The organism is Hahella sp. NS-SX17 (assembly GCF_057367735.1).
Window position 1 is genome coordinate 3,679,009 of the sequence record NZ_CM170632.1, and the last position, 26,640, is coordinate 3,705,648.

The 26,640-nt window shown below is 56.2% G+C and carries 25 protein-coding genes; 12 read left to right on the forward strand and 13 right to left on the reverse strand.

Annotated elements, in window-relative coordinates; genetic code table 11:
• Positions 1-588: 588 nt before the first annotated feature.
• The 7 genes from deoC (at position 589) to AC2IBB_RS16500 (ending at position 6,875) form a co-directional block, all read left to right on the forward strand.
• Positions 589-1,356: a deoxyribose-phosphate aldolase gene (gene deoC / locus AC2IBB_RS16470; protein WP_486327864.1), complete on the forward strand. Its 768-nt coding sequence runs from the start codon at positions 589-591 to the stop codon at positions 1,354-1,356.
• Positions 1,357-1,450: 94 nt separating this feature from the next.
• Positions 1,451-2,743: a phosphopentomutase gene (locus AC2IBB_RS16475; protein WP_486327865.1), complete on the forward strand. Its 1,293-nt coding sequence runs from the start codon at positions 1,451-1,453 to the stop codon at positions 2,741-2,743.
• A 97-nt stretch (positions 2,744-2,840) separates the two neighbouring features.
• Positions 2,841-3,551: a purine-nucleoside phosphorylase gene (gene deoD, locus AC2IBB_RS16480; RefSeq protein WP_486327866.1), complete on the forward strand. Its 711-nt coding sequence runs from the start codon at positions 2,841-2,843 to the stop codon at positions 3,549-3,551.
• Positions 3,552-3,702: 151 nt separating this feature from the next.
• Complete coding sequence (locus tag AC2IBB_RS16485) at positions 3,703-4,596, forward strand: LysR family transcriptional regulator (protein WP_486327867.1); 894 nt, start codon at positions 3,703-3,705, stop codon at positions 4,594-4,596.
• Positions 4,597-4,712: 116 nt separating this feature from the next.
• A complete protein-coding gene (locus AC2IBB_RS16490) occupies positions 4,713-5,018 on the forward strand; it encodes a DUF7352 domain-containing protein (RefSeq protein ID WP_486327868.1) in 306 nt (101 codons plus the stop codon).
• A 328-nt stretch (positions 5,019-5,346) separates the two neighbouring features.
• Positions 5,347-6,123: a substrate-binding periplasmic protein gene (locus tag AC2IBB_RS16495; protein WP_486327869.1), complete on the forward strand. Its 777-nt coding sequence runs from the start codon at positions 5,347-5,349 to the stop codon at positions 6,121-6,123.
• A 158-nt stretch (positions 6,124-6,281) separates the two neighbouring features.
• Entirely contained in the window at positions 6,282-6,875 is a 594-nt protein-coding gene (locus AC2IBB_RS16500; protein WP_486327870.1) for a histidine phosphatase family protein, read from the forward strand.
• 180 nt (positions 6,876-7,055) lie between these two features.
• Here AC2IBB_RS16500 and AC2IBB_RS16505 read toward each other — a convergent pair whose 3' ends face one another.
• From AC2IBB_RS16505 to phnR, 11 genes are all read right to left on the reverse strand, one after another.
• Positions 7,056-7,622 (reverse strand): phosphonate degradation HD-domain oxygenase, encoded by a 567-nt coding sequence (locus AC2IBB_RS16505; RefSeq protein ID WP_486327871.1) that lies wholly within the window; start codon positions 7,620-7,622, stop codon positions 7,056-7,058.
• Positions 7,619-8,293, reverse strand: coding sequence for an HAD family hydrolase (locus AC2IBB_RS16510; protein ID WP_486327872.1), 675 nt, complete (start codon positions 8,291-8,293; stop codon positions 7,619-7,621). The genes AC2IBB_RS16505 and AC2IBB_RS16510 overlap by 4 nt, the downstream gene beginning before the upstream one ends.
• Positions 8,294-8,332: 39 nt before the next feature.
• A complete protein-coding gene (locus tag AC2IBB_RS16515) occupies positions 8,333-9,571 on the reverse strand; it encodes an NAD(P)/FAD-dependent oxidoreductase (protein ID WP_486327873.1) in 1,239 nt (412 codons plus the stop codon).
• A gap of 25 nt (positions 9,572-9,596) precedes the next feature.
• Positions 9,597-10,256 (reverse strand): EamA family transporter, encoded by a 660-nt coding sequence (locus AC2IBB_RS16520; protein WP_486327874.1) that lies wholly within the window; start codon positions 10,254-10,256, stop codon positions 9,597-9,599.
• Between the two features lie 32 nt (positions 10,257-10,288).
• Positions 10,289-10,519 carry a hypothetical protein gene (locus AC2IBB_RS16525; RefSeq protein WP_486327875.1) on the reverse strand — a complete coding sequence of 77 codons (231 nt, stop codon included), beginning with the start codon at positions 10,517-10,519 and terminating at the stop codon, positions 10,289-10,291.
• Entirely contained in the window at positions 10,516-11,400 is an 885-nt protein-coding gene (gene phnX, locus AC2IBB_RS16530; RefSeq protein ID WP_486327876.1) for a phosphonoacetaldehyde hydrolase, read from the reverse strand. The genes AC2IBB_RS16525 and phnX overlap by 4 nt, the downstream gene beginning before the upstream one ends.
• A complete protein-coding gene (locus AC2IBB_RS16535) occupies positions 11,397-12,506 on the reverse strand; it encodes a 2-aminoethylphosphonate--pyruvate transaminase (RefSeq protein ID WP_486327877.1) in 1,110 nt (369 codons plus the stop codon). The genes phnX and AC2IBB_RS16535 overlap by 4 nt, the downstream gene beginning before the upstream one ends.
• A 53-nt stretch (positions 12,507-12,559) precedes the next feature.
• The gene (locus tag AC2IBB_RS16540; protein WP_486327878.1) at positions 12,560-14,281 is read right to left on the reverse strand and encodes a putative 2-aminoethylphosphonate ABC transporter permease subunit; all 1,722 of its coding nucleotides are present in this window, start codon (positions 14,279-14,281) and stop codon (positions 12,560-12,562) included.
• Positions 14,278-15,360, reverse strand: coding sequence for a putative 2-aminoethylphosphonate ABC transporter ATP-binding protein (locus AC2IBB_RS16545; protein WP_486327879.1), 1,083 nt, complete (start codon positions 15,358-15,360; stop codon positions 14,278-14,280). The genes AC2IBB_RS16540 and AC2IBB_RS16545 overlap by 4 nt, the downstream gene beginning before the upstream one ends.
• Before the next feature lie 932 nt (positions 15,361-16,292).
• Positions 16,293-17,321 (reverse strand): putative 2-aminoethylphosphonate ABC transporter substrate-binding protein, encoded by a 1,029-nt coding sequence (locus AC2IBB_RS16550; RefSeq protein ID WP_216738114.1) that lies wholly within the window; start codon positions 17,319-17,321, stop codon positions 16,293-16,295.
• 176 nt (positions 17,322-17,497) lie between these two features.
• Positions 17,498-18,214 carry a phosphonate utilization transcriptional regulator PhnR gene (gene phnR, locus AC2IBB_RS16555; protein WP_216738113.1) on the reverse strand — a complete coding sequence of 239 codons (717 nt, stop codon included), beginning with the start codon at positions 18,212-18,214 and terminating at the stop codon, positions 17,498-17,500.
• Positions 18,215-18,529: 315 nt separating this feature from the next.
• On the opposite strand from phnR, the gene AC2IBB_RS16560 reads away from it, so the two are divergent.
• The 4 genes from AC2IBB_RS16560 to AC2IBB_RS16575 all read left to right on the forward strand — a co-directional run bounded on the left by AC2IBB_RS16560 (position 18,530) and on the right by AC2IBB_RS16575 (position 22,627).
• On the forward strand, positions 18,530-19,135 hold the full coding sequence (locus tag AC2IBB_RS16560; protein ID WP_216738112.1) for a hypothetical protein: 606 nt from the start codon (positions 18,530-18,532) through the stop codon (positions 19,133-19,135).
• Between the two features lie 243 nt (positions 19,136-19,378).
• Entirely contained in the window at positions 19,379-21,475 is a 2,097-nt protein-coding gene (locus tag AC2IBB_RS16565; protein WP_486327880.1) for a catalase, read from the forward strand.
• A 193-nt stretch (positions 21,476-21,668) separates the two neighbouring features.
• Entirely contained in the window at positions 21,669-22,142 is a 474-nt protein-coding gene (locus AC2IBB_RS16570; protein ID WP_486327881.1) for a hypothetical protein, read from the forward strand.
• Positions 22,139-22,627 carry a hypothetical protein gene (locus AC2IBB_RS16575; RefSeq protein WP_486327882.1) on the forward strand — a complete coding sequence of 163 codons (489 nt, stop codon included), beginning with the start codon at positions 22,139-22,141 and terminating at the stop codon, positions 22,625-22,627. The genes AC2IBB_RS16570 and AC2IBB_RS16575 overlap by 4 nt, the downstream gene beginning before the upstream one ends.
• A 135-nt stretch (positions 22,628-22,762) precedes the next feature.
• On the opposite strand, the gene AC2IBB_RS16580 is transcribed toward AC2IBB_RS16575, so the two are convergent.
• Complete coding sequence (locus AC2IBB_RS16580) at positions 22,763-23,257, reverse strand: hypothetical protein (RefSeq protein WP_486327883.1); 495 nt, start codon at positions 23,255-23,257, stop codon at positions 22,763-22,765.
• A 490-nt stretch (positions 23,258-23,747) separates the two neighbouring features.
• Here AC2IBB_RS16580 and AC2IBB_RS16585 point away from each other — a divergent pair, with 490 nt between their 5' ends.
• The gene (locus tag AC2IBB_RS16585) at positions 23,748-25,073 is read left to right on the forward strand and encodes a glycosyl hydrolase family 18 protein (RefSeq protein WP_486327884.1); all 1,326 of its coding nucleotides are present in this window, start codon (positions 23,748-23,750) and stop codon (positions 25,071-25,073) included.
• 35 nt (positions 25,074-25,108) lie between these two features.
• Here the strand turns inward: AC2IBB_RS16585 and AC2IBB_RS16590 are convergent, their stop codons facing one another.
• Entirely contained in the window at positions 25,109-26,443 is a 1,335-nt protein-coding gene (locus AC2IBB_RS16590) for a tyrosine-type recombinase/integrase (RefSeq protein ID WP_486327885.1), read from the reverse strand.
• Positions 26,444-26,640: the final 197 nt, after the last annotated feature.

Consider the following 26,640-nt stretch of genomic DNA (forward strand, 5'->3'; position numbering starts at 1 on the left):
TTTATTAAGTTTGAGTTCATTGGCGGTTTGGCCCAACGGGGCCTGTACTTTTTATGTGATGCGCTTTCGAGTCTAGATTGGGAATTGTTCCCAAACGATTACCCAAAGTGGCTAAAAGGGATCTAGTCCAAAGGTGTGGAATCCCTGATTGGGCACAGGGATTTATTACATCTGTCTAACTGGCTAAAAATGGGTGTCCTATTAACATGGCAATGATGATGGCATGTTAATAACCTGGCGCGTGGATGCGCCTGCGCGACGGCTGGCCGCGGGAGACAGGGCCTGACAGGCGCAGGCTCTGTTGTTGTAGACTAATAGTAGTTTGTACGGCAGCGACATACTCCCTGATATGAGAGCCTTCAGGGTGCAGAGCTTCGCCCCCAGCAAACATGGGTGTCCTGGTAAGCGATTAGCAATCAGACGTCGGATGCTGCGGTGCGCAAACCAATACGGGGTGAGCCGCCTTCGGGGCAGAGGCTGAGAATTGCGGCATTACGATGAAATTTGACTTATATCCGTTTTGAAGTACGGAGATCTGCGCATAATACTGCGCTTTTAGGATTTTTATACGTGACCAAGGAACCAGGAATGAGACGTTTGACACTACAGGAAGCCGCCCGATTATCCATCCCATTGTTGGACCTGACTTCGCTAAATGAAGCGGATACGGACGCCAGCATCACCGCTCTTTGCCAGAAAGCGCGCACCCCGGAAGGCTGGGTGGCTACGGTGTGCGTGTATCCCCGTTTTGTCGCGCTGGCGAAGCGGAATTTGAGCGATTCGCCCGTGAAAGTGGCGACGGTGGTGAATTTCCCCCATGGTGAATCACCGGCCGACGCGGTGATCATGGAAACGACCGAAGCCATACGCGCCGGCGCAGATGAAATAGACTTGGTGTTCCCCTATAAAGCCTTGTTAGCGGGAAATGAAAACACAGGACGCAAACTGGTGGCGGCGGTGAAAGCCGCCTGCGGCGAAGCTGTGCCGTTGAAGGTCATCATTGAATCAGGCGAATTAAAAACCCCGAATTACGTGCAGCGAGCCAGTGAATTGGCCATTGCTGCGGGGGCGGATTTTCTGAAGACATCCACCGGAAAAGTGAAGGTTAACGCGACGCTGGACGCGGCGGAAATCATGCTCAACTGCATACGCGAGTCCCGCGCGCCGGTAGGTTTTAAAGCCGCTGGCGGAGTCAGTTCGCCGGAGCAGGCGCGGCTCTACCTCAGCCTGGCGATGAATATCATGGGCGATGATTGGGTGTCCCCGGAAAACTTCCGTTTTGGCGCCAGCAGTCTGCTGCATAACCTGCTGATGTTATTGGGACACGGCTCCGACCACGCCACATTGGAATATTGATCTACACTGCAAGACGCAGATAGCGCTGATTAGCGCCAACAACACAATAACAACGAATCGTCATGGAGACAGAAGTCACTTTTAAGGAGAGAGTGTGAGCAGGGCAATTTTGATCGTATTGGACAGCTTTGGCGTTGGCGCGACCGCCGATGCGGAGCGCTTTGGCGACACGGGCGCCAATACCTTGTTACATATCGCCGAAGCCTGCGCCGCCGGGGCTTGCGATAGCCAGGGGAGAGCAGGGCCATTGCGACTTCCCAATTTGAATCGGCTGGGGCTGGGAAAGGCTGGACAAGCCAGTTGCGGCGTTGCAGCGCCGGGACTAGAGCAGACGCGGGAGCTTATTGGCGCTTATGGCTTTGCGGAAGAGCTCAGTTCGGGGAAAGACACGCCCTCTGGCCACTGGGAAATCGCCGGCGTTCCCGTGCTGTTCGATTGGGGGTACTTCACCGACAAGCAACAAAGTTTTCCGCAGGAGCTGCTCGACGCGATTGTTAAAGAAGCTGGCCTGCCAGGCGTTCTGGGCAACATTCATGCATCCGGCACCCAGATTATCGTGGACCTGGGTAGGGAACACATGGCGACGGGCAAGCCGATTTTCTATACCAGCGCGGATAGCGTCGTTCAGATCGCCTGCCATGAAGAATCGTTTGGCCTGCAGCGGCTGTATGAACTTTGCCAAATCACCCGCAAACACATTGACCCCTACAACATCGCCCGCGTTATTGCGCGTCCGTTTGTTGGCGCATCGTCGGAGGACTTCCGCCGCACCGGCGCCCGCCGCGACTTCGCTACTCCCCCTCACAAGCCGACGCTGCTGGATAAGTTAACACGGGCCGGAGGGCAGGTGGTCGCCATTGGTAAAATCTCCGATATCTATGCCGGCAAGGGCGTCAGCCGCTCCATCAAAGCGGACGGACTGCGCGCGCTGGTGGAAGCCACGCTGGAGGCGATGAACGAAACTCAAGAGGCCCCATCTGATCAGGATAACCTGATCTTCACGAACCTGGTGGACTTCGACATGCTGTACGGCCACCGTCGCGATGTCACTGGCTATGCGCGGGCGCTGGAAGATTTCGACGGGATGTTGCCGGATATTCTCGGCGCCATGGGAAATGACGACCTGCTGATTCTAACGGCGGATCACGGCTGTGATCCCACTTGGCCCGGCAGCGACCACACCCGGGAGCATATTCCCATTCTTATGTACGGCAAACGCGCGCCACATGGCTTTATCGGCGCCAGAAAGACCTTTGCTGATATCGGTCAGACGCTGGCGGAATACTTTCAGCTGGACCGACTGGATTTCGGCGAATCTTTTCTCGCACCGGCGAGCCGCGGAAGACAGGGCATGGCCTGGGCGGACCCTGTCGTTGCAGTCAAATAGATAGAAGGCCGCAATTTGACTGCCTAGCTAATAGATAACTTCTGGGCGCCGGGATACGCGCCCATCTGCTACACCTCATCACATAAGGAAGACGATTATGGCTACTCCTCATATCGCCGCTAATCCCGGCGACTTCGCAGATACCGTTCTGATGCCTGGCGACCCCCTCAGGGCCAAACACATCGCGGAGACTTACCTGGCTAATCCCGTGTTGGTGAACGATGTACGCGGCATGTTGGGTTACACCGGCGAATACCATGGACGCAGGCTGTCGGTCATGGGGTCAGGCATGGGCGTGCCGTCCATTTCCATCTACGCCCATGAGCTGTTTACTCAGTTCAACGTGAAAAATATCGTTCGCGTCGGGTCCTGCGGCTCCATTCGCGATGAAGTAAAAGTGCGCGATATCGTCATCGGCATGGGAGCAGGGACGGATTCTTTGGTGAACCGGGTGCGTTTGAACCATTATGACTTCGCCGCCATCGCTGACTATGACCTGCTGGAGCCAGTGGTGACGACCGCCCGCCGCCGGGAAGTGCGTTACCATGTCGGCGCATTGTTCACCACAGACTTGTTCTACGCCGCCGATCCCGGTTTAACAGAGCGCTTATCCGCACATGGCGTCAAAGCGGTGGAGATGGAAGCCGCTGGCCTCTACGGCGTCGCTGCGGCGTGCGGCGGCAAAGCCCTGGCGCTTTGCACTGTCAGCGATCACCTGCTGAGTGGCGAAAGGCTAAGCCCGGAAGAAAGACGCACCAGCTTCAACGACATGGTGGAAATCGCTCTGGAGGCGGCCGTCAAATTCTAAGGAGCCATCACTGCCCGACTCATCTTAACAAGACACCCATCATAAGCGCCTGAAACAAAGGCTGTTCTGTAAAAAGGCTCTCCTGGTTTAAACAACCTCTCGCTTCTGCTAAACAGAGAGGGGACAGACAAGGTAAGGGAGAGCCGCTCTGATGCTGAAATCGCTGAACTTCAAACATCTTTATTACTTCTGGGTGATCGCGCGGGAAGGCTCGCTGGTCGCCGCCAGTAAAGAGCTGAAACTGGCGCCGCAGACGCTTAGTGGACAGTTATCTTCTCTTGAGGAGTCATTGGGCGGCCTGCTGTTTAATCGCAAGGGGCGACGCATGACGCTGACCCAGCTTGGTCGGTTGGTGCTCAGCTACGCCGACGATATGTTCCGGGTCGCCGGAGAACTACAGCAAGTCGCGCTGCTGGTGACCAGTGGACGTGCGATCAGTCTGGCGGTGGGCATTTCCGCTTCTATCCATAAGTTGTTCGCGTATCGCATGCTGGAGCCGGCTTTACATCTGGATCGGGAGGTAAAATTCTCGTGCCGGTCTGGTACGGTTGAGCATTTGGTGCAGGAGCTGCTCAGCTATCGCCTGGACATCGTGCTGGCGGATCGACTACCGCCCCTGCAGCGGGACAGCCAGACCCACTGGCGTGAACTGGAAAGCTCCGGCATCAGCCTGTTCGCGAGACCTGATCTGGCCCGCACCTTGCGCAAGAACTTCCCGTTGAGCCTGGATGGACAGCCATTATTAGCGACTACCCTGGACTCGCCTTATTTCCAACAACTCATGCGCTGGCTGGGAGATCACGGGGTCAAACCAGTGATTAAAGCGGAAATAGACGATAGTGCGTTGCTCAAAGTATTTGGCGCACGTGGGCTGGGAGTGTTCGCAGCGCCAACCATTATCTGTGAGGAAATTCTGGCGCAATATCAGGTGGAAGTGGTGGGCCGCATTGAAGCGGTGACGGAGCGGCTCTACGCGGTCACCCGCAGCGCCCGTTCAGGTAACCCCGCGATTGAAGCGATTTGTCTGCGGTATACGGCCTCCTGAAACCGGTAAAACCTCGTAAACATCGAAAAAAGCGTACTGAAACGACGCTTAAAACTGCTTTTATCGAACCTTGGGCTTTGTCAGACTGAATCTGAAGCAAGCAACAGGGAGACGCTATGATGAAAGCTATCCATAAATATCAACTCGAAGGACCGCAAACCGCCAATCGGATCATGTTGAGAGAGGGGAGCCGTATACTCCGATCTGAATACCTGGTGACGGAGAAAGCCGTGTTTATCTGGGTAGAGGAGCCCCTGGCGGTGGAAATTCCCTCTGAGCCCCGACTGTTTTACGTCGTGATGTCCGGTGAGCCGGTGCCGGAAGAATACCGTTACCTGGACACCGCACTCGACCCTTTTAGTCCGGAGGCCTACCACGTATTTGAAGCGCCGGAGGAGGAGCTGAACCTGAGCGCAGCCTGATGGCGCCTTATGAGTGACCTCACACTTGCGCGGCGGTGCAGGATAGAACTGAGGGCTTTAACTAGAATGGGTGTCCTCCTGGGGTTGCAGCAGATGTTCGCCATGCTGGCGAGGGACCTAGGGAGAAGGGGCTGCTACGAATCTTATGAACCGCCGTAGGCTTATTCTCGCCTCGTCGCTGTTGGTGGCGACGGGGCTGGGAGTCTGGAGTTGGCCCCGTCGCTGGCGGGATATCGTATGAGAAAGCAGCCGGTCGGGATGGCGTCTGGCCATTTTCCAACTATGCTGAAAGTATGTCTGTTCGTCGTTCTTATGCAGTGAATCACCCATGTCCATGTATGTAAGCCGCGCAGGCAGTCTGCTTACGCTGCGCCTGATGCTGTTGATTGCCTGTCTGTCCTCACTTGACGTTAAGCCAACCTACGCCGCCCGCAAAATCGTATTGGTGCAATCTACGCAAGTGGCGGAGACGGAGCAGGGGCGCCTTTATCATCAGTTTTACTCCGAGGTTTTTCGCCGGCTCAATCTGGATTTTGAAATGAAGACCTTCCCGTCCAAGCGCTGCGGCGCGCTGGCCAACTCTGGCATAGTGGATGGTTTGCCCAGTCGTGCGGCGGGATACGAGGCGGAGTATCCAAATCTGATCAGAATTAATGCTCCGCTATGGGATGTTAACTTTATCGCCTACACGACTAACCCCCGGTTGCAGGTGGATGGCTGGCTCAGCATCGCTGGTGGGCTGCGAGTGGACTGTCGTCTGGGAGTGAGTAACTGTGAGGAAAAGGCGAGAAAGATAGAAAGCTTAGGGGCGCTGGAATTTGTCGCCAATGCTAACCTGGGCTTGCGTCGGCTATTGGCGGGGCGGGCGGACCTGTACATTGATCTCGACTTCGTTGTCGATCCGCTGCTGCACGCAGAAAAGTTTTCCCATACTGGCGTCACCAAAGCCGGCGTGCTGGAAACCGTGCCCTCCTATCTGTATTTGCATAAGAGCAACCAAGACCTTGCCCCTGCACTGGAGGCGACGTTGACCGCGATGCGGGAGGAGGGCCTGTTCGCTAAGTACAACCCCATGGCTGCTCCGCAATCTCCGCCAACGCCTTGACTCAGCCAGTCGCGCGGCGCTCTATGTCGCGCTTTATTCACTGAGCTATCGGCGGCATTTCTAGTTCATTCGATTCAAAAAAACTTTCACAAGGGCGCGGACTATCGTAGTCTGGCTTTCAATTTGTCATCTAACTCTATGATATTTATGGATTCACAATGAAAGAACTGTATGTCGTCACCCACACGGAGTCCCAGCATCATGTCGATAAACGGGTGGGAGGCTGGTACGACTCAGAGCTGACTGAGAAGGGGCGCAAGGATGCAGATGAGCTAGGACAGCGCCTGCAACTCTTGGGCGCGCAGAGGGCGGATATCTATTCATCGGACCTGAAACGAGCAGCGCAAACCGCAGACCGCATCGCCGCAGCGACCAACTCAACCGTTGAGCTGACCTCACAACTGAGAGAAATGTCCTACGGCGTGGCGGAAGGGCGACCGCAACAATGGCTGGATGAGCGAATCGTTCCTGTGGCGGGAGACAATCGCCTGGATCATGCCGTCATTGAGGGCGGCCAAACCAAACGAGACTTCGTCTCCCGCATCTATGACTTTCTCGACGGCCTGACCCTGGGGGACAAAACCATCATCTCCACCCACGCCTACGCCGCTACCTTTGTTATCGCCTGGTGGATCAAGATGCCCCTGGAGTCTGTTGGTTACGTCAATTTCAATGTCCAATCGGGCAAGATCTGCAAATTGGTCGAGGACGATTTGTTCAAAAATCGAACGCTAACGAACCTCAACCTGTAACCCCAGCTTATCAGGACACCCATCTTAACGCTTATCCGGACACCCATCTTAAAGTGGCGGTGACTAGTCGAGCCATACCAGCGATTAGCCAGAAAAAGGGGTCTTATCTATTGTTATAAATAGGTTTAAGTTGTGTTGTTAATCTATTGAATATAAATGATTTAAACTATCCAATATAGTTCATTGCGCCTGGTGACTAAAATGTCGCTCTAACCAGGACACCCACTCTTTCAGCGGCGGCAATTCAAACTCTTCCGCCTTGCCTAACTCATCCAGTTCCCGCAGGCGAATGGCGTCATGAAAGGCGGGGTCAGCCTCAAACTTGCGGCATTGCTCTTCGGTGAACGGACCGCCTTGTTGAGACAAGGTGGCCTGGCTGGCGATGGATAATCCTTTGGCGTAATCAGGCCGGGTCGCCACCAGATAACGTTTCGCCTGCACATGCATACCGATAGGCCTGACAAGGCTCTCCGGTAGTCCGTGTTCCCGCAGCCAGGACTCAGCGAGACTATCGTGATGGACATAGCCCCATTGATCCCGGCCGGGCAGGTCGCGATCTTCCGCCAGCAGGTGTCCGACATCGTGTAGAAAGGCGGCTCCGATGAGCGCGTTTGAGCCGCCTTGTTGCTGCGCCCACCAGCCGCATTGCGCCATGTGTTCGTATTGTGTGCAGTGTTCGCCGTAGCTTCTGTTTCCATAGAGCCTGAACAGGCGTTCCAGTTCAGTCAGAAATTGATGGCTTATCATGAATGCGCCTTGTCATCTCTTAGCGACAGGATTTCCCAGCTCCGCTCAGCGGCGATGCGTCGCAGCACCGGGTCGGGATCAACCGCCACTGGGCGGCTGACAGCCTCCAGTAGCGGCAGGTCGTTATGGGAGTCGCTGTAAAAGGCGGCGCTGTGATATTCCCAGCCCTGCTGGGCGGCCCATGCCTGTACCCGGGTGACTTTGCCTTCTCTAAAAGTGGGTGTCCCGATAAGGGCTCCGGTAATGACGCCGTCCCGAGTCTCAATGTCCACCGCCAGCACATGCTCCACGCCAAGGCGCGCGGCGATTGGCTCCACCAGATGCGCGCCGGTGGCGGAAACGATGGCGATAGGGTCGCCGGCGCGGCGGTGCTCTTCCAGAAGAGCGCGAGCGCGTGAGGGGATCATGGCGTTAATGTGGGTGTCCAGATAAGCGTGGATCAGCGTTTGCAGCTGCGCAGGGGGCATTCCCACCAGGGGCGCGAGGGTGTAGGACATGTAGGCGTTGAAATCCAGGGCCCCGGCTTCGTAGTCATCCATAAAAGCCTGATTGCGCTCCAGGAAGTTGGGCGGCGTGACGATGTCGTCCCGGGCGGCGAGAAATTCGGAAAAGGCTTGCGCGCTGTCGCCGGCGAGCAGGGTGTTATCAAGATCAAAAAGCGCTAAGGGCATAGAAAAACCTAAAATCGTAAGTCATAAAAAGAACAAATATTAGCCTGAGATTTTGCCTTCACGGGCTAAAGCGCAACGCAGTCGAAAGGCGGGATCAAATGGATTGACGTCGTGGGCGTCAAAACGATTCGGGTCATACAGGCTGGCGTTGGTAAAGGGCCTGACGCCGCTGACGAGTTCGGCGATCAGACGTCCAAAGCCGCCGGATGCGCCAACACCGCCGCCGCAGCATCCGGACGCCAGCCACAATCCAGGGATTTCCAAGGCGCCGATCAGGAAACGTCCGTCCGGGGTGTAGCTGGATACGCCGCTGACATAGGCGGCGACCCTTAACTCGTCCAGCATGGGCAGCCAACGCTGGAGGCTTTCATAGCCGTCTTCCAATGAGGCGAGACCATCGCTGTCCTGATCAAAACTAAAGCGATGGATGTCCTCCGGTAGTTGCTCCGGCGAACAATGCACACGCTGGCGGTCACGCAGTCCGAATAACAGTCCGCCAACTTCTGGACGCGCATAGGCGTTGGCGTCTGGTAGAACCAGAACTGGCGTATCCGCCTGGATGTGTGCGTCCGGGGCTGAGATCCAATATTGACTGCGTACCGGCGCCATGGCGGGCGCCAGTCCTAAAGGGCGCAATAGCAGTGCGCTCCAGGGACCGCCCGTCACCACAATCTGTCGAGAATAATAGCTGACGCTATCCGCGCACCGTACGCCGCAGACGCCTTGACTGTCCGTCAGAATTTCCGCGACCTCGGCATTGAGCTGTAACCTGGCGCCGCAGCGACGAGCATGACGCAGATAGGCGCTGGCCAGTTGATAGGGGTCGATATAGCCGTCTCCGGCGACGAATACCGCCACGGCGTCCTTGGGCGCTTGTAACCAGGGGAGGCGCGCCTGCAAATCATGGGTGTCCAAATAACGGGCGGCGCGGTGACGCTTGGTCGTCTCGTCCGCCAGGGCGTGAATTTTGGCGCTGGCGGCGGCGCTGACGCCTGCGTGCAGACTGCCGCAGGCGCGCAGGTCCAGGTCTTCCTTCAGGTTGGTTTGCAGACGTTCAATCGCACGCCAGGTTTCGTCGACCATATCCAGCCCGGTGGCGTCGCCGCGGGCGCGTCCCAACAAGGCGGCAGCCTGACTGGTGGTGGCGCTGGCGGGCGCGCGTCGATCCAGCAACAGGACTTTCTGTCCTTTCGCGCTTAAATAGTCGGCGCTGGCGCATCCGAGGATGCCGGCGCCGATGACAATGACGTCAAAATGTCGGTTTGTGGTACTCATCATTTTTCATCGATCACGTTAACAGCCCTTACCCAAGCGCCACTGCGACCAGCCCGCATACGGTGGTGAAGACCCCCGCGACTTTGGGGGGATAGAGTTTTTCCTTGAACCCCACCACCGCCATTAGCACGCCCAAGGGAATGCTGACTTGACGAAACGCCACCACGTAGCTGACGTTGCTGGCGAACGCCATAGCCAGAATCACCAGCGCATAGGCCCCCGTCATAAAGGCGGCGGTACCCGCGCAACGCATCAAAGAGTGACGCAGTAACGGCTTCAGGCGTTCTCGTTCTTTGCTGACGACAGCGATTAACAAGGACATCCATAACGCCGCGCTCAGGCACTGCAAGGTGACGTAGACCAGAGACACCTGGAGCGGGTCCGCCCAGGGCCGTCCGCTGATGGGATCGAGCAGTCCTCGCATCTGACTGGTGGCGGCGTCGTCGACAATGGAGTATCCGGCGGTGGCCAACGCCGCCAGCAGGGCGAAGGCGGTGGTGCGGTTGCCGTAATTGGACCAGCGCAGGTCGCTGAAACGGGTCATGGGGATAAACAGACACCCACCTACAATCAACGCCACGCCGACCATCGCCTGCGCGCTGATGCTATCGCGTTGGCCGAGAGCGAAGGCGGTCAGGCAGACGATAATCAGCGGCGACGAGCGCGCAATGGGGTACGCAATGGACATATCCCCAGCCTGATAAGCCGCCGCCAGGGCGCTCAAATACACGGCCTGAACAAGCCAGTCGCCAGCAACAGCAGCAGAATCCGGGCGTCAAAGGCGGCGATCAGCTGTGTATGCGCGAACAGAATCGGCGCGAACAGCAGAAAACCAAACAGGGTCACCAGAAAGAAAAAGGCGATGGTGGGGCTGGACTTCTTACCGTAGAAGTTCCAGCCCGCATGGGCGACAGCGGAAATCAGCACCAAAACCAAAGCCGTCCATGTCACCTTAGGGAAACTCCCGCTGCGGTTAAGGTGACGCCCGCCAGACCGGTCGTGTCCGGGCCGTGGCCTTGCGCCAGCCAGCGTTCGATATACTCTACTGCGGCGGGCAGATCCGCCACGCTGCCTATGATGACGTGGGCGCCGCCGCGACGAAAACGCTCTTGCGCCTGTTCCCGCAGGACGGTTTTGCTGGCGCTGTCCAGGGCGGTCCAGTCTTCCTGGCTCAGGCCGACTTCATTGCCGGAGGTGGTGACGCCGATGGTCCACATGCCTGCGGCCAGGCCTTCTTCGATGCCGGGCAGGGTGTCGTCGACTTTGATGCAGGCGCGCACGTCGCCGACGCCCAGCTCCAACGCGTTCTTCAGGCTCATGTGAGGATAAGGGCGTCCTCTGGGGACATCCGTTGCGCACACATTGCTGGCGGGACGATAGCCCTGGGCGGCGGCGATGTCCGCCAGAACGTCCAGCATGGCGCGGTTATAGCCGGTATTCGCGCCGATTTTGATATTGCGTCGCTCCAGCCAGGCGACGGTTTCCATCAGGCCGGGGATAGGGCGTGCGCATTCGCGAATGGCCTCGATCTGCATGGGCACGAAGGCATGATACAGGCGATCAATGTCCGCCTCGCTCGCCAGCGCGCCGTATTTTTCTCTCCAGGCTTCGCGCACTCGCGGCATGGTCAGGATTCGCGTGATGTGCTCACGCTTCTCCGTCCCCATCGGCTCCCGGGCTTCCGCCAGGGTGATGGGAATCTCTTGCTCGGCGAACAGATTCTGAAAGGCGCGAATCGGCGCCATCGAGCCGAAATCGTAGGTGGTGCCGGCCCAGTCGAAAATAACGGCTTCAATGGGGCCGCGGTAAAAACGTTGATAGGCGTAACTCATGACAGTGAGATCTCCATAGCGATAAGGGTGTCTTTGACGGCTTGCAGCAGGCGCGCCACTTCCGGCGTGTCGATTTTGCCGATGCAGCCGATGCGGAAGCTTTCGGTCTGGGTCAGTTTGCCCGGATAGATCACGAAGCCCCGCTGCTTCAGTTCCTGGTAGAAGCGTTTGAAATCAAAGTTGGGATCGTCAGGCGATAAAAAGGTGACGATGATGGGCGACAGCCAGCGTTTCTCCAGCAGGGTCTGGAAGCCCAGTTGGCGCATGCCGGCGACGAGTTGATCGCGATTACGGGTATAGCGGGCCAGACGTCCGGGAGCGTCGCCTTCCGCCTCATATTCCCGCAACGCCTGAGCGAACGCCGCCACCGTATGGGTCGGCGGGGTGTAGCGCCACTGGCCGGTTTTCTCCATATAAGCCCACTGGTCATACAGATCCATGCTCAGCGAGTGAGCGTTGCCTTTGGCCTGTTCCAGCAGGTCCTGGCGAATCAGCGCGAAGCCAAAACCGGGTACCCCTTCGAAGCATTTGTTGGCGGAGGAAATCAGCGCGGCGTAGCCCAGTCGCCTAGCGTCCGCGGGCAGGGCGCCAAAAGCGCTCATGGAGTCGATAATCAACTTCCGGCCGGCGGCGTTGACCACTTCCGCGATGGCCTCAACGGGATTCAAAATCCCGGAGCTGGTCTCGCAGTGCACCACCGCCACGGTGGTGATGCTGGCGTCCTGACGCAGCAATTCCGCTACGGCGTTCGGGTCGGGAGGCAGGTAGTCGCCGGTGTCGATGCAGACGTAGGGGCGCTTGAGGTAGTCGCAGATTTTGGCGATGCGCTGCCCATAGGCGCCGTTCATCAGCACCAGCAGCTTATCCTGCGGACCAAGCAGGGTGCCCAAAGTCGCCTCCACGGCGAAAGTGCCGCTGCCCTGCAAAGGTACGCAAACATGGGTGTCCTGGGAATTGGCGACGGCCAGCAACTTATCCCGCACCGTCTGGGTGACCTGATTAAAGTCCTGATCCCAGGAGCCCCAGTCCGTCAGCATGGCTTCTTTTACCGTGCGTGAGGTGGTGATTGGCCCGGGGGTGAGCAGGTAATAATTGGGTTGGTTCATTAATGAGCCCTCAAAAAACGAAAGAGAAAATCCTGGGGACGCCATTGGAGTCTTCAGGCGCAGCGCCATTTCTGGGTGCGTCGCAGTAACAGTCCGCCCAGCAGCCATTGCAGAAGCTTGGCGACCAGACAGGTCAGCATGATCATGACCGCCATCGCCGCCGCAGGAGCAATGTCCCCGGCGTCGTCCATGTTCAGAACGGACACGGACGCCAGCATGGTGTTGTGGGAATACAGAAAGATGACGGCGGACACGGTGGTCATGGCGTTGACGAACAAATAACCGCCAATCTCCAATACCGCCGGCAGGCATACCGGCAAAGACACGCGCCAGAACGTCAACAATTGCGGCGCCTTCAAGGAGGCGGATACGGCTTCGAACTCCGGATCGATTTGTTTCAGGGCGGTCACCGCGGTGAGATGACAGACGGTGTAAAAGTGCGCGATGGTGCAGATCACCAGAATCGCCATGGTGGCGTACAGGCCGTTCAATGGGTTGGACGGCGCATTGAAGAAAAAGATGTACGCCAGACCCAGCGCCATGCCGGGCACCGCCAGCGGCAGGATAGCGATAAAGTGGAACAGGGCGCGCAAGGGGCGGAAGCCTTGCAGCTTCTCCACCAGATAGGCATTGAAAAAGATGAAAATAGCGCCGAAAAATGCGGTATAGGTCGCCATTCGTATGGAATTCCAGTACGCCTCCCAACCGCCGCCGTCCATCAGGTCGAACTGATAGTTCTTTAACGACAGACTCAGGTTATAGGGCCAGAATGTCACTAGTGAGGCGTAGATCGCCATGGCGATGACGCCCAGGATCGTCGCCGTCAGCAACAGCATAAAAAGCGTACAGCCCCTATCCGCCCAAGGGCGACGAGGCGGCGTCCAGGGGGCGGCTTTGGAGGTCAGCGCTGCGGATTGGCGTCGCTGCGCCCAGCGGTCCGCCAGGAAAGTAAGAATCGCGGGCAGCAATAAAATCACGCTCACCACCGCGCCCATCTGAAAGTTCTGCTGACCGATCACCTGCTTATAAATATCCGTGGCGAGCATGTTGTATTGGCCGCCAATGACCTTGGGCGCCCCGAAATCCGTGATGACCAGGGTGAACACCACGAAGGCGGCGCTGATCAGACCGTATTTTGCGCCGGGCAGGGTAACAGTAAAAAACGTGCGAATGGGCGACGCGCCCAGTGCGGAGGCGGATTCATACAGGCGTCCGTCGGTATTGGACAGCGCCGTTACCAGAATCATCAGGGCGTGGGGAAAGGTCCAGAAACAGGAGCCGATGACAATGCCGATCGGACCATAGATGCTTTCTCCTAATAGCCAAGTTTTGATGACGCCTTGATTGCCGAACAGATACACCAGACTGATGGCGGGCAATAACGACGGCGCCAGAATCGGCGCCGCCAGCGCCATACGGAACGCGCCTTTGCCGGGCAGGCGGGTGCGGGTCAGCGAATAGGCCGCCACGAACGCCAGGGTAATTACGATGACGGTGCTTAATAAGGCGATCGTCAGCGAGTTGCCGATAGACGCCACCAGCGAGGGGGTATTTGCGTAGGCGATGAAGTTTTCCAGGCCGATAAAGTCCCCCGCCCGGTTTTGCAGACTTTTCGACAGCAGGGCGTACAAGGGGGCGGCCACCGCCGCCAGCAACGCCAGCAGACCAATCAGCATCGCGCCGCCAAGCGCCCATTCGTCGCGGCTGCGACGTAGTGTGATGGACGGCAGGATGACGCGGGGGCGGGCTGGCAGGCTCATGGTCGCTCTACTCATGACGCCTCCGCGAACAGGCGCAGGCGATCACGAGGCAATTGGAATTCCACGGACTGCCCCTGGCGCAATCCCAACTCCGCCATCTCATTCATGGAAATATCCGCCACCAATACGGCGTTCTGGCTGTCCAGGGTGAGGCGCGAACGGACGCGGGAACCGAGAAACTGGATGTCCAGCACGCTGCCGCTGAGTACGTTGTGGCGGTCGCCGTTCAGACGCAGACGGATATCCTCGGGACGCACAGCGATTTTGACCGAGGAGGACTCCGACATTTCCACGACGCGGGCGCACTGCAAGGTCACTGGACCCGCCTTCAGTGAGTGATTGGGGCCGACGCGGCCGGGCAAAAAGTTCATTTCTCCCACAAACTCCGCCACAAAAGGCGTGCGGGGATGGGTATAGATATCCTGAGGGGAGCCGACCTGCTCAATGCGGCCATGGTTCATCACCACAATGCGGTCCGCCATGGTCAACGCTTCCTCCTGATCATGGGTGACCATAATGGTGGTCACGCCGAGCCGCGCCTGCAGCTGTTTGATCTCCTGCCGCAAATGCGCACGCACGCGGGCGTCCAGCGCAGACAGGGGCTCATCAAGCAGCAGCAAACCCGGAGAAGTGGCCAACGCCCGCGCGAGGGCGACCCGTTGTTGCTGTCCGCCCGACAGTTGCGAAGGATATTTCTCTTCACTGCCGTCCAGGCCCACTACGCTCAGCAGCTCACGCACCCGCTGGCGACGCTCATCCGCTTTCACGCCTTGGGACTTCAGGCCGTAGCCGACGTTATCCGCCACGGATAGATTGGGAAACAGGGCATAGGATTGAAACACAATGCCGAAATCCCGCGCTTTCACCGGCGCATGAGTGATGTCCCGTCCGCCCTGCGTCACTTGTCCCGCACTGAGGACATCCAGTCCAGCGATGATGCGCAGCAAACTGGTCTTACCGCAGCCTGAAGGTCCCAGAAAGCAGACGAATTCGCCTTCATTCACGGACAGCGAAACGGATTTCAACGCCTGAAAATTGCCGAAGTACTGATCGATATCGGTCAACTGCAGATAAGGTGCGGGGGACTTGGACATCTTTAATTACTCTTGTTCTGTCTATCAAAATTTAACCGGCGTCCGCTGAAGCTAAATGGACACCCACTTTTAATCCCAAACTCACCCGTTCGCGCTGAGCTTGTCGAAGCGCTCTTGTGGGTGTCCTGCTAACTGCAGTCATCATCAAAGTCACTAAACGGACACCCACTTAAGCCGGCTTTGTCGGCCGCCCTTCGACAGGCTCAGGACGAGCGGCGGTGTTAAATGGACACCCACTTTTAATCCCAAACTCACCCGTTCACGCTGAGCTTGTCGAAGCGCTCTTATGGGTGTCCTACTAACTGCAGTCATCATCAAAGTCATTAAACGGACACCCACTTTAGGCCGGGATTGTCGGCCGCCCTTCGACAGGCTCAGGACGAGCGGTGGTGTTAAATGGACACCCACTTTTAATCCCAAACTCACCCGTTCGCGCTGAGCCTGCCGAAGCGCTCTTATGGGTGTCCTACTAACTGCAGTCATCATCAAAATCATTAAACGGACACCCACTTTACGCTGGGGTTGTCGGCCGTCCTTCGACAGGCTCAGGACGAACGGCGGTGTTAAATGGACATCCACTTTTAATCCCAAACTCACCCGTTCGCGCTGAGCCTGTCGAAGCGCTCTTATGGGTGTCCTGCTAACTGCAGTCATCATCAAAGTCATTAAACGGACACCCACTTTACGCTGGGGTTGTCGGCCGCCCTTCGACAGGCTCAGGACGAGCGGTGGTGTTAAATGGACATCCACTTTTAATCCCAAACTCACCCGTTCACGCTGAGCTTGTCGAAGCGCTCTTATGGGTGTCCTGCTAACTGCAGTCATCATCAAAATCATTAAACGGACACCCACTTTACGCAGGGTTTGTCGGCCGTCCTTCGACAGGCTCAGGACGAACGGGTGGTTAAAAGTGGGTGTCCTGTTAGCGCTGACTACTTGGCTTCGCTCTTGCCGTCGAAGCGTTTTTGCCATTCCGCTAGGATGCGTTCGCGGTTGGCGGCGGCCCAGGTGAAGTTGTTGTCGATCATCAGGGCTTCGGCGTTTTCCGGGAAGTACTGCACTGGTTTGGCGACGCCGGGCATGGCGACGACGGCGTAGCCTTCGTTGTAGGTTTCATTGGCTTTGCGGGAGACGGTCCAGTCCACCAGGGTTTGGGCTGCGTCCATTTTCTTGGAGCCTTTCACGATGGCGGTGGCTTCCATGTCCCAGCCTAGGCCTTCCTGCGGGAAGATGATGTCCAGGGGCGCGCCGTCTTTTTTGGACTTTGCGGCGCGGAAGGCGAAGGAGATGCCGATGGGCGTTTCGCCGGCGGCGGCCATTTTGCAGGGTTTGGAGCCGGAGTGGGTGTAGCGGCTGATGTTCTGGTGCAGGTCGCTCATATACTGCCAGCCTCTTTCCTCGCCGAACATCTGCAGCCAGCTGCTCACGTCCAGGAAGCCGGTGCCGGAGGAGTTGGGGTTAGGCATGATGATATGGCCCTGATATTCCGGCTTGGTCAGGTCTTTCCAGGAAGTGGGCTTGGGCAGATTGAGTTTTTCCGCTTCCACGGTGTTGAAACACACTGCCGCCATCCAGGCGTCCATGCCGGTCCATACCGGCGCCGCATTGTTATCGCGGAATTTTGGCGAGAGGGCGTCATAGCCTTTGGGCTTGTAGGACTGCAGCATGCCTTCGTCGTTGAGCAGCATCAGGCTGGTGGCTGCCAGGCCCCAGACTACGTCCGCTTGCGGGTTTTCTTTTTCCGCCAGCAGTTTGGCGGTGATGATGCCGGTGGAATCCCTCACCCAGTTGATTTTGATGTCCGGATGCTCTTCATTGAAGCGCGCCGCGTATTTCTTTAAATCTTCCGCTTCGATAGCGGTATATACGGTCAATTCAGTGGTCGCCGCCTGGGCCGCCAGGGAACACAGAGCTGCGCCGGCCAGGACGCTCACACGCTTCAACAGATACTTCAACGTCATTTTCAGTCTCCTTGGTGAGGGTTGGAGGTTGCTTCTGGTCTATACCAGAGGCAACGGTAGCGACTGAATGTTGCAGAAAGGTGACGTTTTGAAGAACTTTGTGATTAAGCGGCGTATGGATGCGCCAGAGCAGGGATTGGCCGCCATAGCGAGGCGGCTGGTTGTTTAGAGGCTTCCTAGTCGATTACGTCAATTTGGATCGTCACAGCGTCGTGGCGCCAGTATTCGTAGTCCAACTCCAATACCCGGCCGGAGGCGTCGTAATTGGTGCGCTCGATATGGAGGCCGGGCAGACCGGCAGCGGCGCCCAGTTCGCGGGCGGCGTCTTCCTGCAGGGCGGTGGATTTAAACGTCAGGTTCATGCTGTGATAGGCCTGCCCATACTTGCTGCGCAGCAGATGGGTTAATGATTGCGACATGTCTTCTTTTTCGATACCGGGCAGCAGCGCGGTGTTGATATAGATGTGCTCGATCAACACGGGACGTCCATCAATGGAGCGGCGGCGTTGCAAGAACAACAGGCGCGCGCCTTTGTCGACTTTCATCAGCTCCGCCATGCGCGCGTCCGCAGGATTGACGGTGACGCCGATCAGGTCGGTGCTGGGCTCAAAGCCCTGACTGGACACATACTCAATAAAACTCTGCCGCCGCGCCGGGTTGTACACAACCGCCGGCGGCGAGACGAACCAGCCGCGGCGATTCTGGCGATAGATCAATCCTTCGGCTTCTAGTGTCTGCAATCCCTGGCGTACGGTCATGCGAGTGAGATTGAAGCGTTCCCCGATATCCCGTTCAGAGGGCAGCTTCTCTCCAGGCAGGAGCGCTTGCTGGCGGATCAGATAGCTGAAGTGCTGTTGCAGGTAGCGGTAATGGTTGTCGATCTGCTTTTCCATCAAAGATTCTTCTGGTCTATTCCAAAAATACGACAAGGCTATTGAAGCTATATGACGATTCTATGACGGTCCGCCGAAGGTCAACGGCGCTAACCGGTGAGTCGACGTCGCTCTTTTCCGAATTCAGCGTTCCCGTCGCTTTTTGACTTTGTTTGCGAAGCTTAGCAGAAACCAAGGGCTGCCGTCGCAACCGGAAAAGCGCGAGCTGATTGCGGTTAGGGAACTAGCGGCGCTGACGCCTGTCGGAAGTCTCGGCGTCGTTCCTAAGACGCGGTAACTCCAAGTGGAACGTTTTAATTTTCAAGGAAATAACGCATGACTGTTAATGCAGAACGAGTGGGCCAGGTGATCCGCAATGGCGGACTGGTCTGGTACAACGCAGCCAACGAAAAACTGGTGTCCAAGCAAATCATTCAGGCCCCGCAACGGGATGGCATGATGGACAACTTCACTCACGCGAAAGTGGAGTTTGGCGACAATGAAGTGCTTCTGAAGTCTGTGCCAGGGCCGGAAGGGGCGGATGCGGTGAACATCAAATATCGCGACCGCCAGGCGACCTTCGCCGACCTGGAGGCTCCCGGCTATATCTATTCCGACAGCTTCTCCGGCTGTGTGTTCTATCTGTTTCGGGGGCCGCTTGGATACCTGCACGCGGTGCACGCCTACCGGGGCGGCGGCAGGCTGGCGGACCCCACCGAATACTTCAAAGCCAGGGGCGGTAAACTACTTTATAAATGGGACAGCCTGGGCAAGTTGACGCAGGACGAACTGATGAGTTACCAGACCGGCGCGGTGCTGGCCTGCGTCAGCCGCGACACCATCGACGTGTTCGCCTTCGCCACCAAGAACCGCGAAGTGAAACGACTCATTGACCACACCACCATTCCTGGCTGGGTGGCCAGCGCCGGGCTGCCGGTCTGATCCTGCGTTGAATTGAACCTCACTTTTTGCGCCGCTGCGTTAGCGGCGCTTTTTTATCAAGCTTCCCGCGCCAATTTCCCTGCGCCGCCCAGGTATTTTCTGACCTGGTGCGGTTCTTGCCCCTGTTCATGGTGAGTTAAAGGCGGTTTTGTTTAACCATTCATCAGATTACCGCCAAGTTCTTGCAACCCCCCGTACTTCTTACAACTCCAGTACTTAGGGACAGACTTCAGGAAATTGATCATGGCGACTAAAAAATCCACATCCGTTAAAGCAAGTAAAAGTTACAAAGAAAATGTAGGGAAGGGCGGAGAAATACATCAGGAGTCCCGGAGCGCGCCTGTGCTCAGGTCTCCGCAAGGGGCGCCCATTGCTGACAATCAGAACTCGCTGCGCGCCGGCGCGCGCGGACCGGGCCTGTTGGAAGACCGGCAACTGCGGGAAAAGCTGTTTCATTTCGATCATGAACGCATTCCCGAGCGTGTCGTGCATGCGCGGGGTTTCGGGGCTCACGGTTACTTTGAAACGTTGGACACGCTTGAAGGTGTGACCTGCGCAAGTCTATTCAAACGCAAAGGGCTCAAGACGCCGGTGTTCGCCCGTTTCTCCACGGTGGCGGGCAACAAAGGCTCCGCCGATCTGGCCCGCGATGTGCGCGGCTTCGCCGTGAAGTTTTATACCCAGGAAGGCAACTGGGATCTGGTGGGGAACAATATTCCTGTATTCTTCATTCAGGATGCGATGAAATTCCCCGACCTCATCCATGCGGCGAAAGCGGAGCCGGACCGGGGCTTTCCGCAGGCGCAGACAGCGCATGACAATTTTTGGGACTTTATTTCCCTGACCCCGGAAAGCATGCACATGGTGATGTGGATCATGTCCGACCGCACCATTCCCCGATCCCTGCGTTTTATGGAAGGCTTTGGCGTGCACACCTTCCGTTTTATTAACGCTGAAGGCAAATCCACCTTTGTTAAGTTTCACTGGAAACCGGCGCAGGGAATGCAGTCCGTAACCTGGGACGAAGCGCTGCGCATCAATGGCGCCGACCCGGATTACCATCGTCGCGATATGTGGAATGCGATTCAGTCAGGCGACTATCCGACCTGGGAACTGGGCGTTCAGCTGTTTGACGACGCGTTCGCCGAACAGTTCGAGTTTGACGTGCTGGACGCCACCAAACTGATTCCCGAAGAACAGGTTCCGGTGAAAATTGTCGGCAGAATGGTGCTCAATAAGGCGGTCGACAACTTCTTTGCGGAAACTGAACAGGTCGCCTTCTGCACCCAGAATCTGGTTCCCGGCATTGATCAAAGCAACGATCCGCTGCTGCAGGGACGCAACTTTTCTTATCTGGACACCCAACTTAAACGCCTTGGCGGGCCCAACTTCACTCACATCCCCATCAATGCGCCCAAGTGTCCGGTGCACAACTTCATGCAGGACGGTCATATGGCCATGCACAACCGCGCGGGGCGCGCCAACTATGAGCCGAATAGCTGGGGAGGCGAGCAGAGCGGGCCGCGCGAGGACAGCGAGACGGGCTACGTCAGCTATCCGGAACCGATGACGGGGGATAAAGTCCGACAGCGCAGCGAAACTTTCAGTGACCATTACAGCCAGGCCAACCAGTTTTACCGCAGTCAAACCGACGTAGAGCAGGCCCATATCGCTGACGCCCTGGTGTTTGAATTAAGCAAGGTGGAGTGTAGCGACATTCGGGAAAGAATGGTCTCACACTTGCTTAATATTGACCGGGGACTGGCGAAAAACGTCGCCAGCAAATTAGGGATCAGTACTATGCCTAAACCGGCCCCGGCGGCCAGGAAACCCATGATGGACTTACCTGTTTCAGATGCGTTGAGCATCAATAAAAGCTCACAGCCGACGCTGGCTGGGCGCACGTTCGGCGTTTTTCTATCCAACGACGCAGATAACAAACTGCTGAAAAACTTGAAGCGTCTGCTTAAAAAAGAGGGCGCGGATTATGACTTGATCACTCCCGCCATTCAGGGAACGACACTAAGCGATGGCGAAGTCATCACCGGCGACGAAACCTACGAAGGCGGTCCCTCAGCTTTATACGACGTCGTCGTAGTGATTGTCAGCGACGAGCAACGGAGTTTGTTCACCACGACGCCAGCAGCCAGACATTTCATCGAAGATGCATACCGGCACAGCAAATACATAGCGTACTCCAGCAATCTGCAAGAGACCGTGGAACAATTGCTAAACGGCCGCGAATGCGACCGGGCCATGTTCAGCCTGTCAAAAAAAGCGGATATAGAAAACTTCCTGACCAGCGCCAGAGCCCTGCGTTATTGGGACAGGAACGACTGATAAACATACAACAAGAAAGCGTTCAGCCTGGTCGCAGCAATGGGCCAGGCTTTTTAATGGAACGGTTGCAGCCGTATTTTGCTCAGTGATTGGCGTGTATGGCGATGAAAAGTAAGAGCGTTCAGAAGTGCTACTATTGAGGAATGGTTGACTCTCAAGACTTGCGATATTTCCAGAATACTCGGAGAGCAGTATGAAAGTTACTTTTTCGTGGGAGGATGTTGCAGGAACGCTATCTCCCTGTTGTAAATCAGGTGTGACTAACCATGATGGAATCAGCCCTCTTTGCTGTCTCCTGACGGATAATGGAGGTATACGTTACGCTGAGACTGTAGGTTGCATAGAGGAGGGGGTCGTTAGAGCAGACTCTGTCTTAAATGGCGAAACGGCTTCATCAACTTGGGGGCGAGAGGATTGGGGAGCCCTGCTAACTTCAGATGGCGCAAAAATTCATTCTTTTTACGATGAGAATTATTTCGAAATAATACCCATTGAGGTATTTAGACATATTCTTACTTCATGGCGCGACTTTCTACTGTCTACACCAATGCCGGGCGAGCAGGGAGAAATCTATCTTGAAATACAATTAAAGATAACTCTACCGCATAGCTCTATGCCATCTGAGTCGGTCAATGGCCGAGCAACTCCTCGATGGAGGTTAATATGATGCCGGATTTTTATGGGTACGTTGAGTTTGAAGGTCAATATGGGGAGTTCCATTTATTAGCAGAAGTTTTCCCATTTCCTACATCCGGTCTGAGGAGTGCCTTTAACAACGCAGACTTCATGGAGAGAGGTATTCCAAGTAATGCGAGCGAGGAACTTATTCGAAAGCTAAACTGCATTGTCAGTGAAAATGCTGGTGTATTAAGTGATGGAGGCTTTTTAGCTGCCTTTCCTGATGAGGCCAAGGGATGGCTTGATGATGGAACTTCTGAGATGGTCTTTAGCGACAAAGAAGGAAAGCCTTTAATTGTAACTTGCCCTGATTATTATCCTACGTGGTGCTCGCTTAGTGAGTTGAAATCAATCGAAAACAAGTTGCTTGATAACTGTGGCGTCACATATAAATTTTTAATAAATATAATGAAAAATATCGATGCGGAGCTCGGGGAGGGGTGTTCTAGGCTGGTGTTTTGGATTAATGAATGATGATGGATACATCATTGTCGAAAGAGGGACAGAGCGTCTAACGCAGGTCAGTTCAAGTAGCAATTCTGGATAAGTCTCTGAGAAAAAAGCGCACACAGACCTCAAGAAATTCCCAAAAGCCTGTGTGCCGTGCGCTTATGCGGTGGCTATTTTGTCCGCATCAAATTGTTTGAACACGTCTTTGATCATGTCCTTGGTGTCGCTGGTGTAGCGGACGCCGACCAGGACAGCGCCTTTTTTGATGGCGTCTTCGTAGTATTTGATCTCGTGCTCAGGGATCGCCAGGCCGATGGCTCCGCCGATCAGACCGCCTACAGCGCCGCCGGCTCCGCCCGCCGCCAGGGCTGCGACGAAGGGGCCCGCCGCCAATAGGCCTGCGCCCGCTGTAGCGACCGCGCCCACTGCGGTCAGGCCGCCTGCCACCGCCGCCAGTACGCCGCCGGTGGTTGCGCCAACCGCCACGCCTTCCGGCAGTTTGCTGTGCTCGGTCAGGGCGAAGCTGTCTTTGGTGAATGTGCTGTTCGTCACCAGTGAAATGTCGTCTGACTTAATTCCTTTGTACTCCAGCATATGAATCGCTGCGCTGGCGTTAGTGGGAACTTTAAACATACCTGTAATTACGTCGCTCATGGTCATTTCCTCTAATCAATATCCTGTTTGAAGGTTTACTACTCATGTTGTCAATAAGGCTTGAGCAATCGCTGGGCCAACCTCTTACAAACCTTGAATTCAAAGGGGCGAGAGCCGCATAAGGCGTTTTTTTGTCAGTAAAAAGAACCGGTTACAAAAGGTTTGAGCGTAAGCCTTGCAAAAACTGTTGAAAGAATTACGCATTTGTTCCGCTGGATATTTCGATGCTTTAAGTGTCTTTTATTGGTCAGAAGGGGATTCGCAAATACCGGTGAAACGAGCCTGATTTGCGCCGGTTATAGGCTTTTTGAGTGATTACCTTATCCGTAATGATTGAGTATGTTATGAAAGCGCTTGCATTGTCGCTCCCTCAATAAACGCGGGCGATCAGAAAAATATAAAGCCAAAAATAAAACCGAAAAAATACGCCGCAAGCGCCTTCCATCCAACCAGCACGACAAACATGACCTTAAAAGGACAGGTGATAATTATGGCTATCAAGTTCAAACACATTGCATCGGCAGTCGCGCTGACCACCGCCATGATCGCCGCACCGGCGATGGCCGAATTCAAAGTCGTGGGATACTTTCCAACCTGGCAGGGAGACGTGAACAGCATCCCCTACGATAAAGTCACTCACATTAACTACTCATTTGTATTGCCCACCGCTAATGGCGGCTTGCAGCCTCTGGAAGGCGGGGAGCAGCGCTTGCGGACGCTGGTGCAGCGCGCCCATGGCGCCGGGGTGAAAGTGCAGATCGCCGTGGGCGGATGGAATAACGGCGATGACTCCGCTTTCGCCGCGCTTTCCGGTAACAGCGGCAGTCGCGCCAACTTTATCCGTAATCTGATGAACATGGTGGACGCCTACGGCCTGGATGGTGTAGATCTGGACTGGGAATACCCGGAAGCTGGCGCCGAAGCCAATAACTTCAAAATTTTGATGCGGGAGCTGGGCGCGGCGCTGCACAGCCGCAACAAGATTCTGACCGCAGCGGTCACTGCAACGGACTTTCCCGGCAGCGTGGACGCAGACGTTATCAACAGCGTGGATTTCCTCAACCTGATGGTGTACGACCTGGGTTACCCGCATTCCACTTATCAACGCGCACAGAACGCGCTGACTCACTGGAAATTCAACGAAGGCCTGCCGCAGCACAAAGCGGTGCTGGGCGTGCCGTTTTACTCCCATAAGGACTGGGTGGCCTATAAAGACGTGATCGCCCGCTACGGCGCCGGCGCGGCGCAACGGGATGACGCTGGCGGCCTCGACTATAACGGACAACCGACTATCCGGGCGAAGACCGAGCTGGCGCTGTCAGAAGCGGGCGGCGTCATGTTCTGGGAAATTTCCCAGGATACCCGTGACGATACCTCTTTGATGAAAACCATCTGGGAGACAGTCGACGGCGGTAACCCCCCGACCCCTGGCGGCATCACCGTTCAGGCGGAGAACTACACCTATATGAGTGGCGTGCAGGTGGAACCCACCACCGACGCGGGCGGCGGCCAGAATGTCGGCTATATCGACGCCAATGACTGGATGTCTTACGCGGCGGTGAATATTCCCCAGGCGGGGACTTACACCGTGGAATACCGCGTGGCCAGCCTGAATGGCGGCGGCAGACTGCAACTGGAGAAAGCCGGAGGCAGTCCGGTCTATGGCAGCCTGTCGATTCCCGCCACCGGAGCCTGGCAGAACTGGCGTACGGTGCAGCACAAAGTGAACCTGCCCGCCGGACAGTTGCAATTCGGTATCAAGGCGCTGTCCGGGGGCTGGAACATCAACTGGTTCAAGGTCAGCAAGAGCCATTAAGCCAGATATGTTCTGAGGTCATGAAATAAAGGCATCTAAACCTTGCGCGAGCGGCCGGTGGCGGCTCGCTCTTTCATATCGGACTGAATATACACCCGGTCAGTGGTGCCCATGCTGGCGTGGCCGAGGTCGTCCGCCATGTGTTTGAGCGGACGGTTGGCGATGTCCTGAGAGGCGCCGGTGTGACGCAGCCAGTGCGTGGTGGCTTTGCGCAGCTCCTTGGCGTCATTCTCGAAGCCGTCTTTCATCATACGGTGATAGGCCAGTTCAAAGGCCTCCCGCACCAAACGGGCGATCTGTCGACTGGTGAGCCCGCCGCCGCCGCGCATTTTCTGTAACAACGGCTCCTTATCGCCGGGCGAGGGCGATGCAGTGAGGCCGCGATACGCGCGGTAGCGACGGATGTACTCCCACATGGCGCTGGAAACAGAGACATCACGGATCTTGAGGCCTTTGCCGAAGGCTTTGAACCACCAGTTACCGTCATGGTCCTTCCACACATGCTCCCACATGGGTGTCCATTTAGGGCGGTCGGAGAGTTCGGAGATACGCAGGTACAGAGATTTCAGGCAGGCGATAATGAAGATAGTGCGCTCATAGCTCGGCTGCTCCTCGGCTTTTTCCTTCAGGGTCTCCAGCACGTATTCCCACTGCAGCTCGGATAGGCGCTTGATCTGCTTCACCTGCGCATCTTTGATCAGGTAGGGAGAAGCCTTGCGGATACCAGGGATAGGATTGCCGAGAACGATGTCCTCCTGCACCAGATGATCATAAAACACGCTGATGGCGGAATAGGCCAGGGCGGTGGCGCTGTTGCTCAGGCGGTAACCTTTCTTTTCCGGCTGCAGAATGTCTTTTTTGTCCTTCTTATCGTTCTTCGCCGAAGTGGCGGTGTCTTTGTTGTCCGGTTTGGGATCGTTGGTCGATCGCGCCGCCTCCCGTATCACGAAGGGCCGCCACAGCGGGTTGCTGCGAAACAGGCCCTGTCCGCCTATAAACTCAAAACGGCGTACGCTGCCCGAGCCAATCCAGCCTGCTGGCGGGGCGTGCAGAAAGTCGAAGTAATTCTCGATATGAGAGCGGCGGAGCTGAGACACCGCTTTGCCTTCCACCGTCCAGGCCCACAGCAGATAACGCTCCACCTCATTGCGGAAACTGGTGAAAGTCTTCTCGCTTTTACGGGAGTAACTCTTCAGAAAACGCTGGGCGCTGATGAAGTCCTCGTTGACGCCGGGAATGGTTTCCTTAAGCCGAGCGAGAAATTGTCTGCTGTCCGGGTAGTCGTCCAGCATGGCGAGGCCAAGAGGCAGCTTGACGAACTCGCGGTGGGCGTCAAAGAGGGGGAAAGCTGGAAAATCGGGAGCGGACATGGTTTTGGATAACGAATATGTTTGATTTTTATTTAAAAACAATACTATAAGTTAGAAACTTAATGTTTAGTATAAAGGCAAGAGTGAGAGGAAAGCGCTATGGCGCCTAAGGCTCACGGTACGATTTTTCATCAAATGGCATAAATACTCCTTATCCATGCGCGGGAACGGTGATTGGGCGGGCTTAAGCGCCCCAA

Excerpts from the sequence above, each read along its gene's own strand:
- deoC (WP_486327864.1), top strand. The coding sequence starts at position 589 with ATGAGACGTTTGACACTACAGGAAGCCGCCCGATTATCCATCCCATTG.
- deoD (WP_486327866.1), top strand. The coding sequence starts at position 2,841 with ATGGCTACTCCTCATATCGCCGCTAATCCCGGCGACTTCGCAGATACC.
- AC2IBB_RS16485 (WP_486327867.1), top strand. The coding sequence starts at position 3,703 with ATGCTGAAATCGCTGAACTTCAAACATCTTTATTACTTCTGGGTGATC.
- AC2IBB_RS16490 (WP_486327868.1), top strand. The coding sequence starts at position 4,713 with ATGATGAAAGCTATCCATAAATATCAACTCGAAGGACCGCAAACCGCC.
- AC2IBB_RS16495 (WP_486327869.1), top strand. The coding sequence starts at position 5,347 with ATGTCCATGTATGTAAGCCGCGCAGGCAGTCTGCTTACGCTGCGCCTG.
- AC2IBB_RS16500 (WP_486327870.1), top strand. The coding sequence starts at position 6,282 with ATGAAAGAACTGTATGTCGTCACCCACACGGAGTCCCAGCATCATGTC.
- AC2IBB_RS16505 (WP_486327871.1), bottom strand. The coding sequence starts at position 7,622 with ATGATAAGCCATCAATTTCTGACTGAACTGGAACGCCTGTTCAGGCTC.
- AC2IBB_RS16510 (WP_486327872.1), bottom strand. The coding sequence starts at position 8,293 with ATGCCCTTAGCGCTTTTTGATCTTGATAACACCCTGCTCGCCGGCGAC.
- AC2IBB_RS16515 (WP_486327873.1), bottom strand. The coding sequence starts at position 9,571 with ATGATGAGTACCACAAACCGACATTTTGACGTCATTGTCATCGGCGCC.
- AC2IBB_RS16520 (WP_486327874.1), bottom strand. The coding sequence starts at position 10,256 with ATGTCCATTGCGTACCCCATTGCGCGCTCGTCGCCGCTGATTATCGTC.
- phnX (WP_486327876.1), bottom strand. The coding sequence starts at position 11,400 with ATGAGTTACGCCTATCAACGTTTTTACCGCGGCCCCATTGAAGCCGTT.
- AC2IBB_RS16535 (WP_486327877.1), bottom strand. The coding sequence starts at position 12,506 with ATGAACCAACCCAATTATTACCTGCTCACCCCCGGGCCAATCACCACC.
- AC2IBB_RS16540 (WP_486327878.1), bottom strand. The coding sequence starts at position 14,281 with ATGAGTAGAGCGACCATGAGCCTGCCAGCCCGCCCCCGCGTCATCCTG.
- AC2IBB_RS16545 (WP_486327879.1), bottom strand. The coding sequence starts at position 15,360 with ATGTCCAAGTCCCCCGCACCTTATCTGCAGTTGACCGATATCGATCAG.
- AC2IBB_RS16550 (WP_216738114.1), bottom strand. The coding sequence starts at position 17,321 with ATGACGTTGAAGTATCTGTTGAAGCGTGTGAGCGTCCTGGCCGGCGCA.
- phnR (WP_216738113.1), bottom strand. The coding sequence starts at position 18,214 with ATGGAAAAGCAGATCGACAACCATTACCGCTACCTGCAACAGCACTTC.
- AC2IBB_RS16560 (WP_216738112.1), top strand. The coding sequence starts at position 18,530 with ATGACTGTTAATGCAGAACGAGTGGGCCAGGTGATCCGCAATGGCGGA.
- AC2IBB_RS16565 (WP_486327880.1), top strand. The coding sequence starts at position 19,379 with ATGGCGACTAAAAAATCCACATCCGTTAAAGCAAGTAAAAGTTACAAA.
- AC2IBB_RS16570 (WP_486327881.1), top strand. The coding sequence starts at position 21,669 with ATGAAAGTTACTTTTTCGTGGGAGGATGTTGCAGGAACGCTATCTCCC.
- AC2IBB_RS16575 (WP_486327882.1), top strand. The coding sequence starts at position 22,139 with ATGATGCCGGATTTTTATGGGTACGTTGAGTTTGAAGGTCAATATGGG.
- AC2IBB_RS16580 (WP_486327883.1), bottom strand. The coding sequence starts at position 23,257 with ATGAGCGACGTAATTACAGGTATGTTTAAAGTTCCCACTAACGCCAGC.
- AC2IBB_RS16585 (WP_486327884.1), top strand. The coding sequence starts at position 23,748 with ATGGCTATCAAGTTCAAACACATTGCATCGGCAGTCGCGCTGACCACC.
- AC2IBB_RS16590 (WP_486327885.1), bottom strand. The coding sequence starts at position 26,443 with ATGTCCGCTCCCGATTTTCCAGCTTTCCCCCTCTTTGACGCCCACCGC.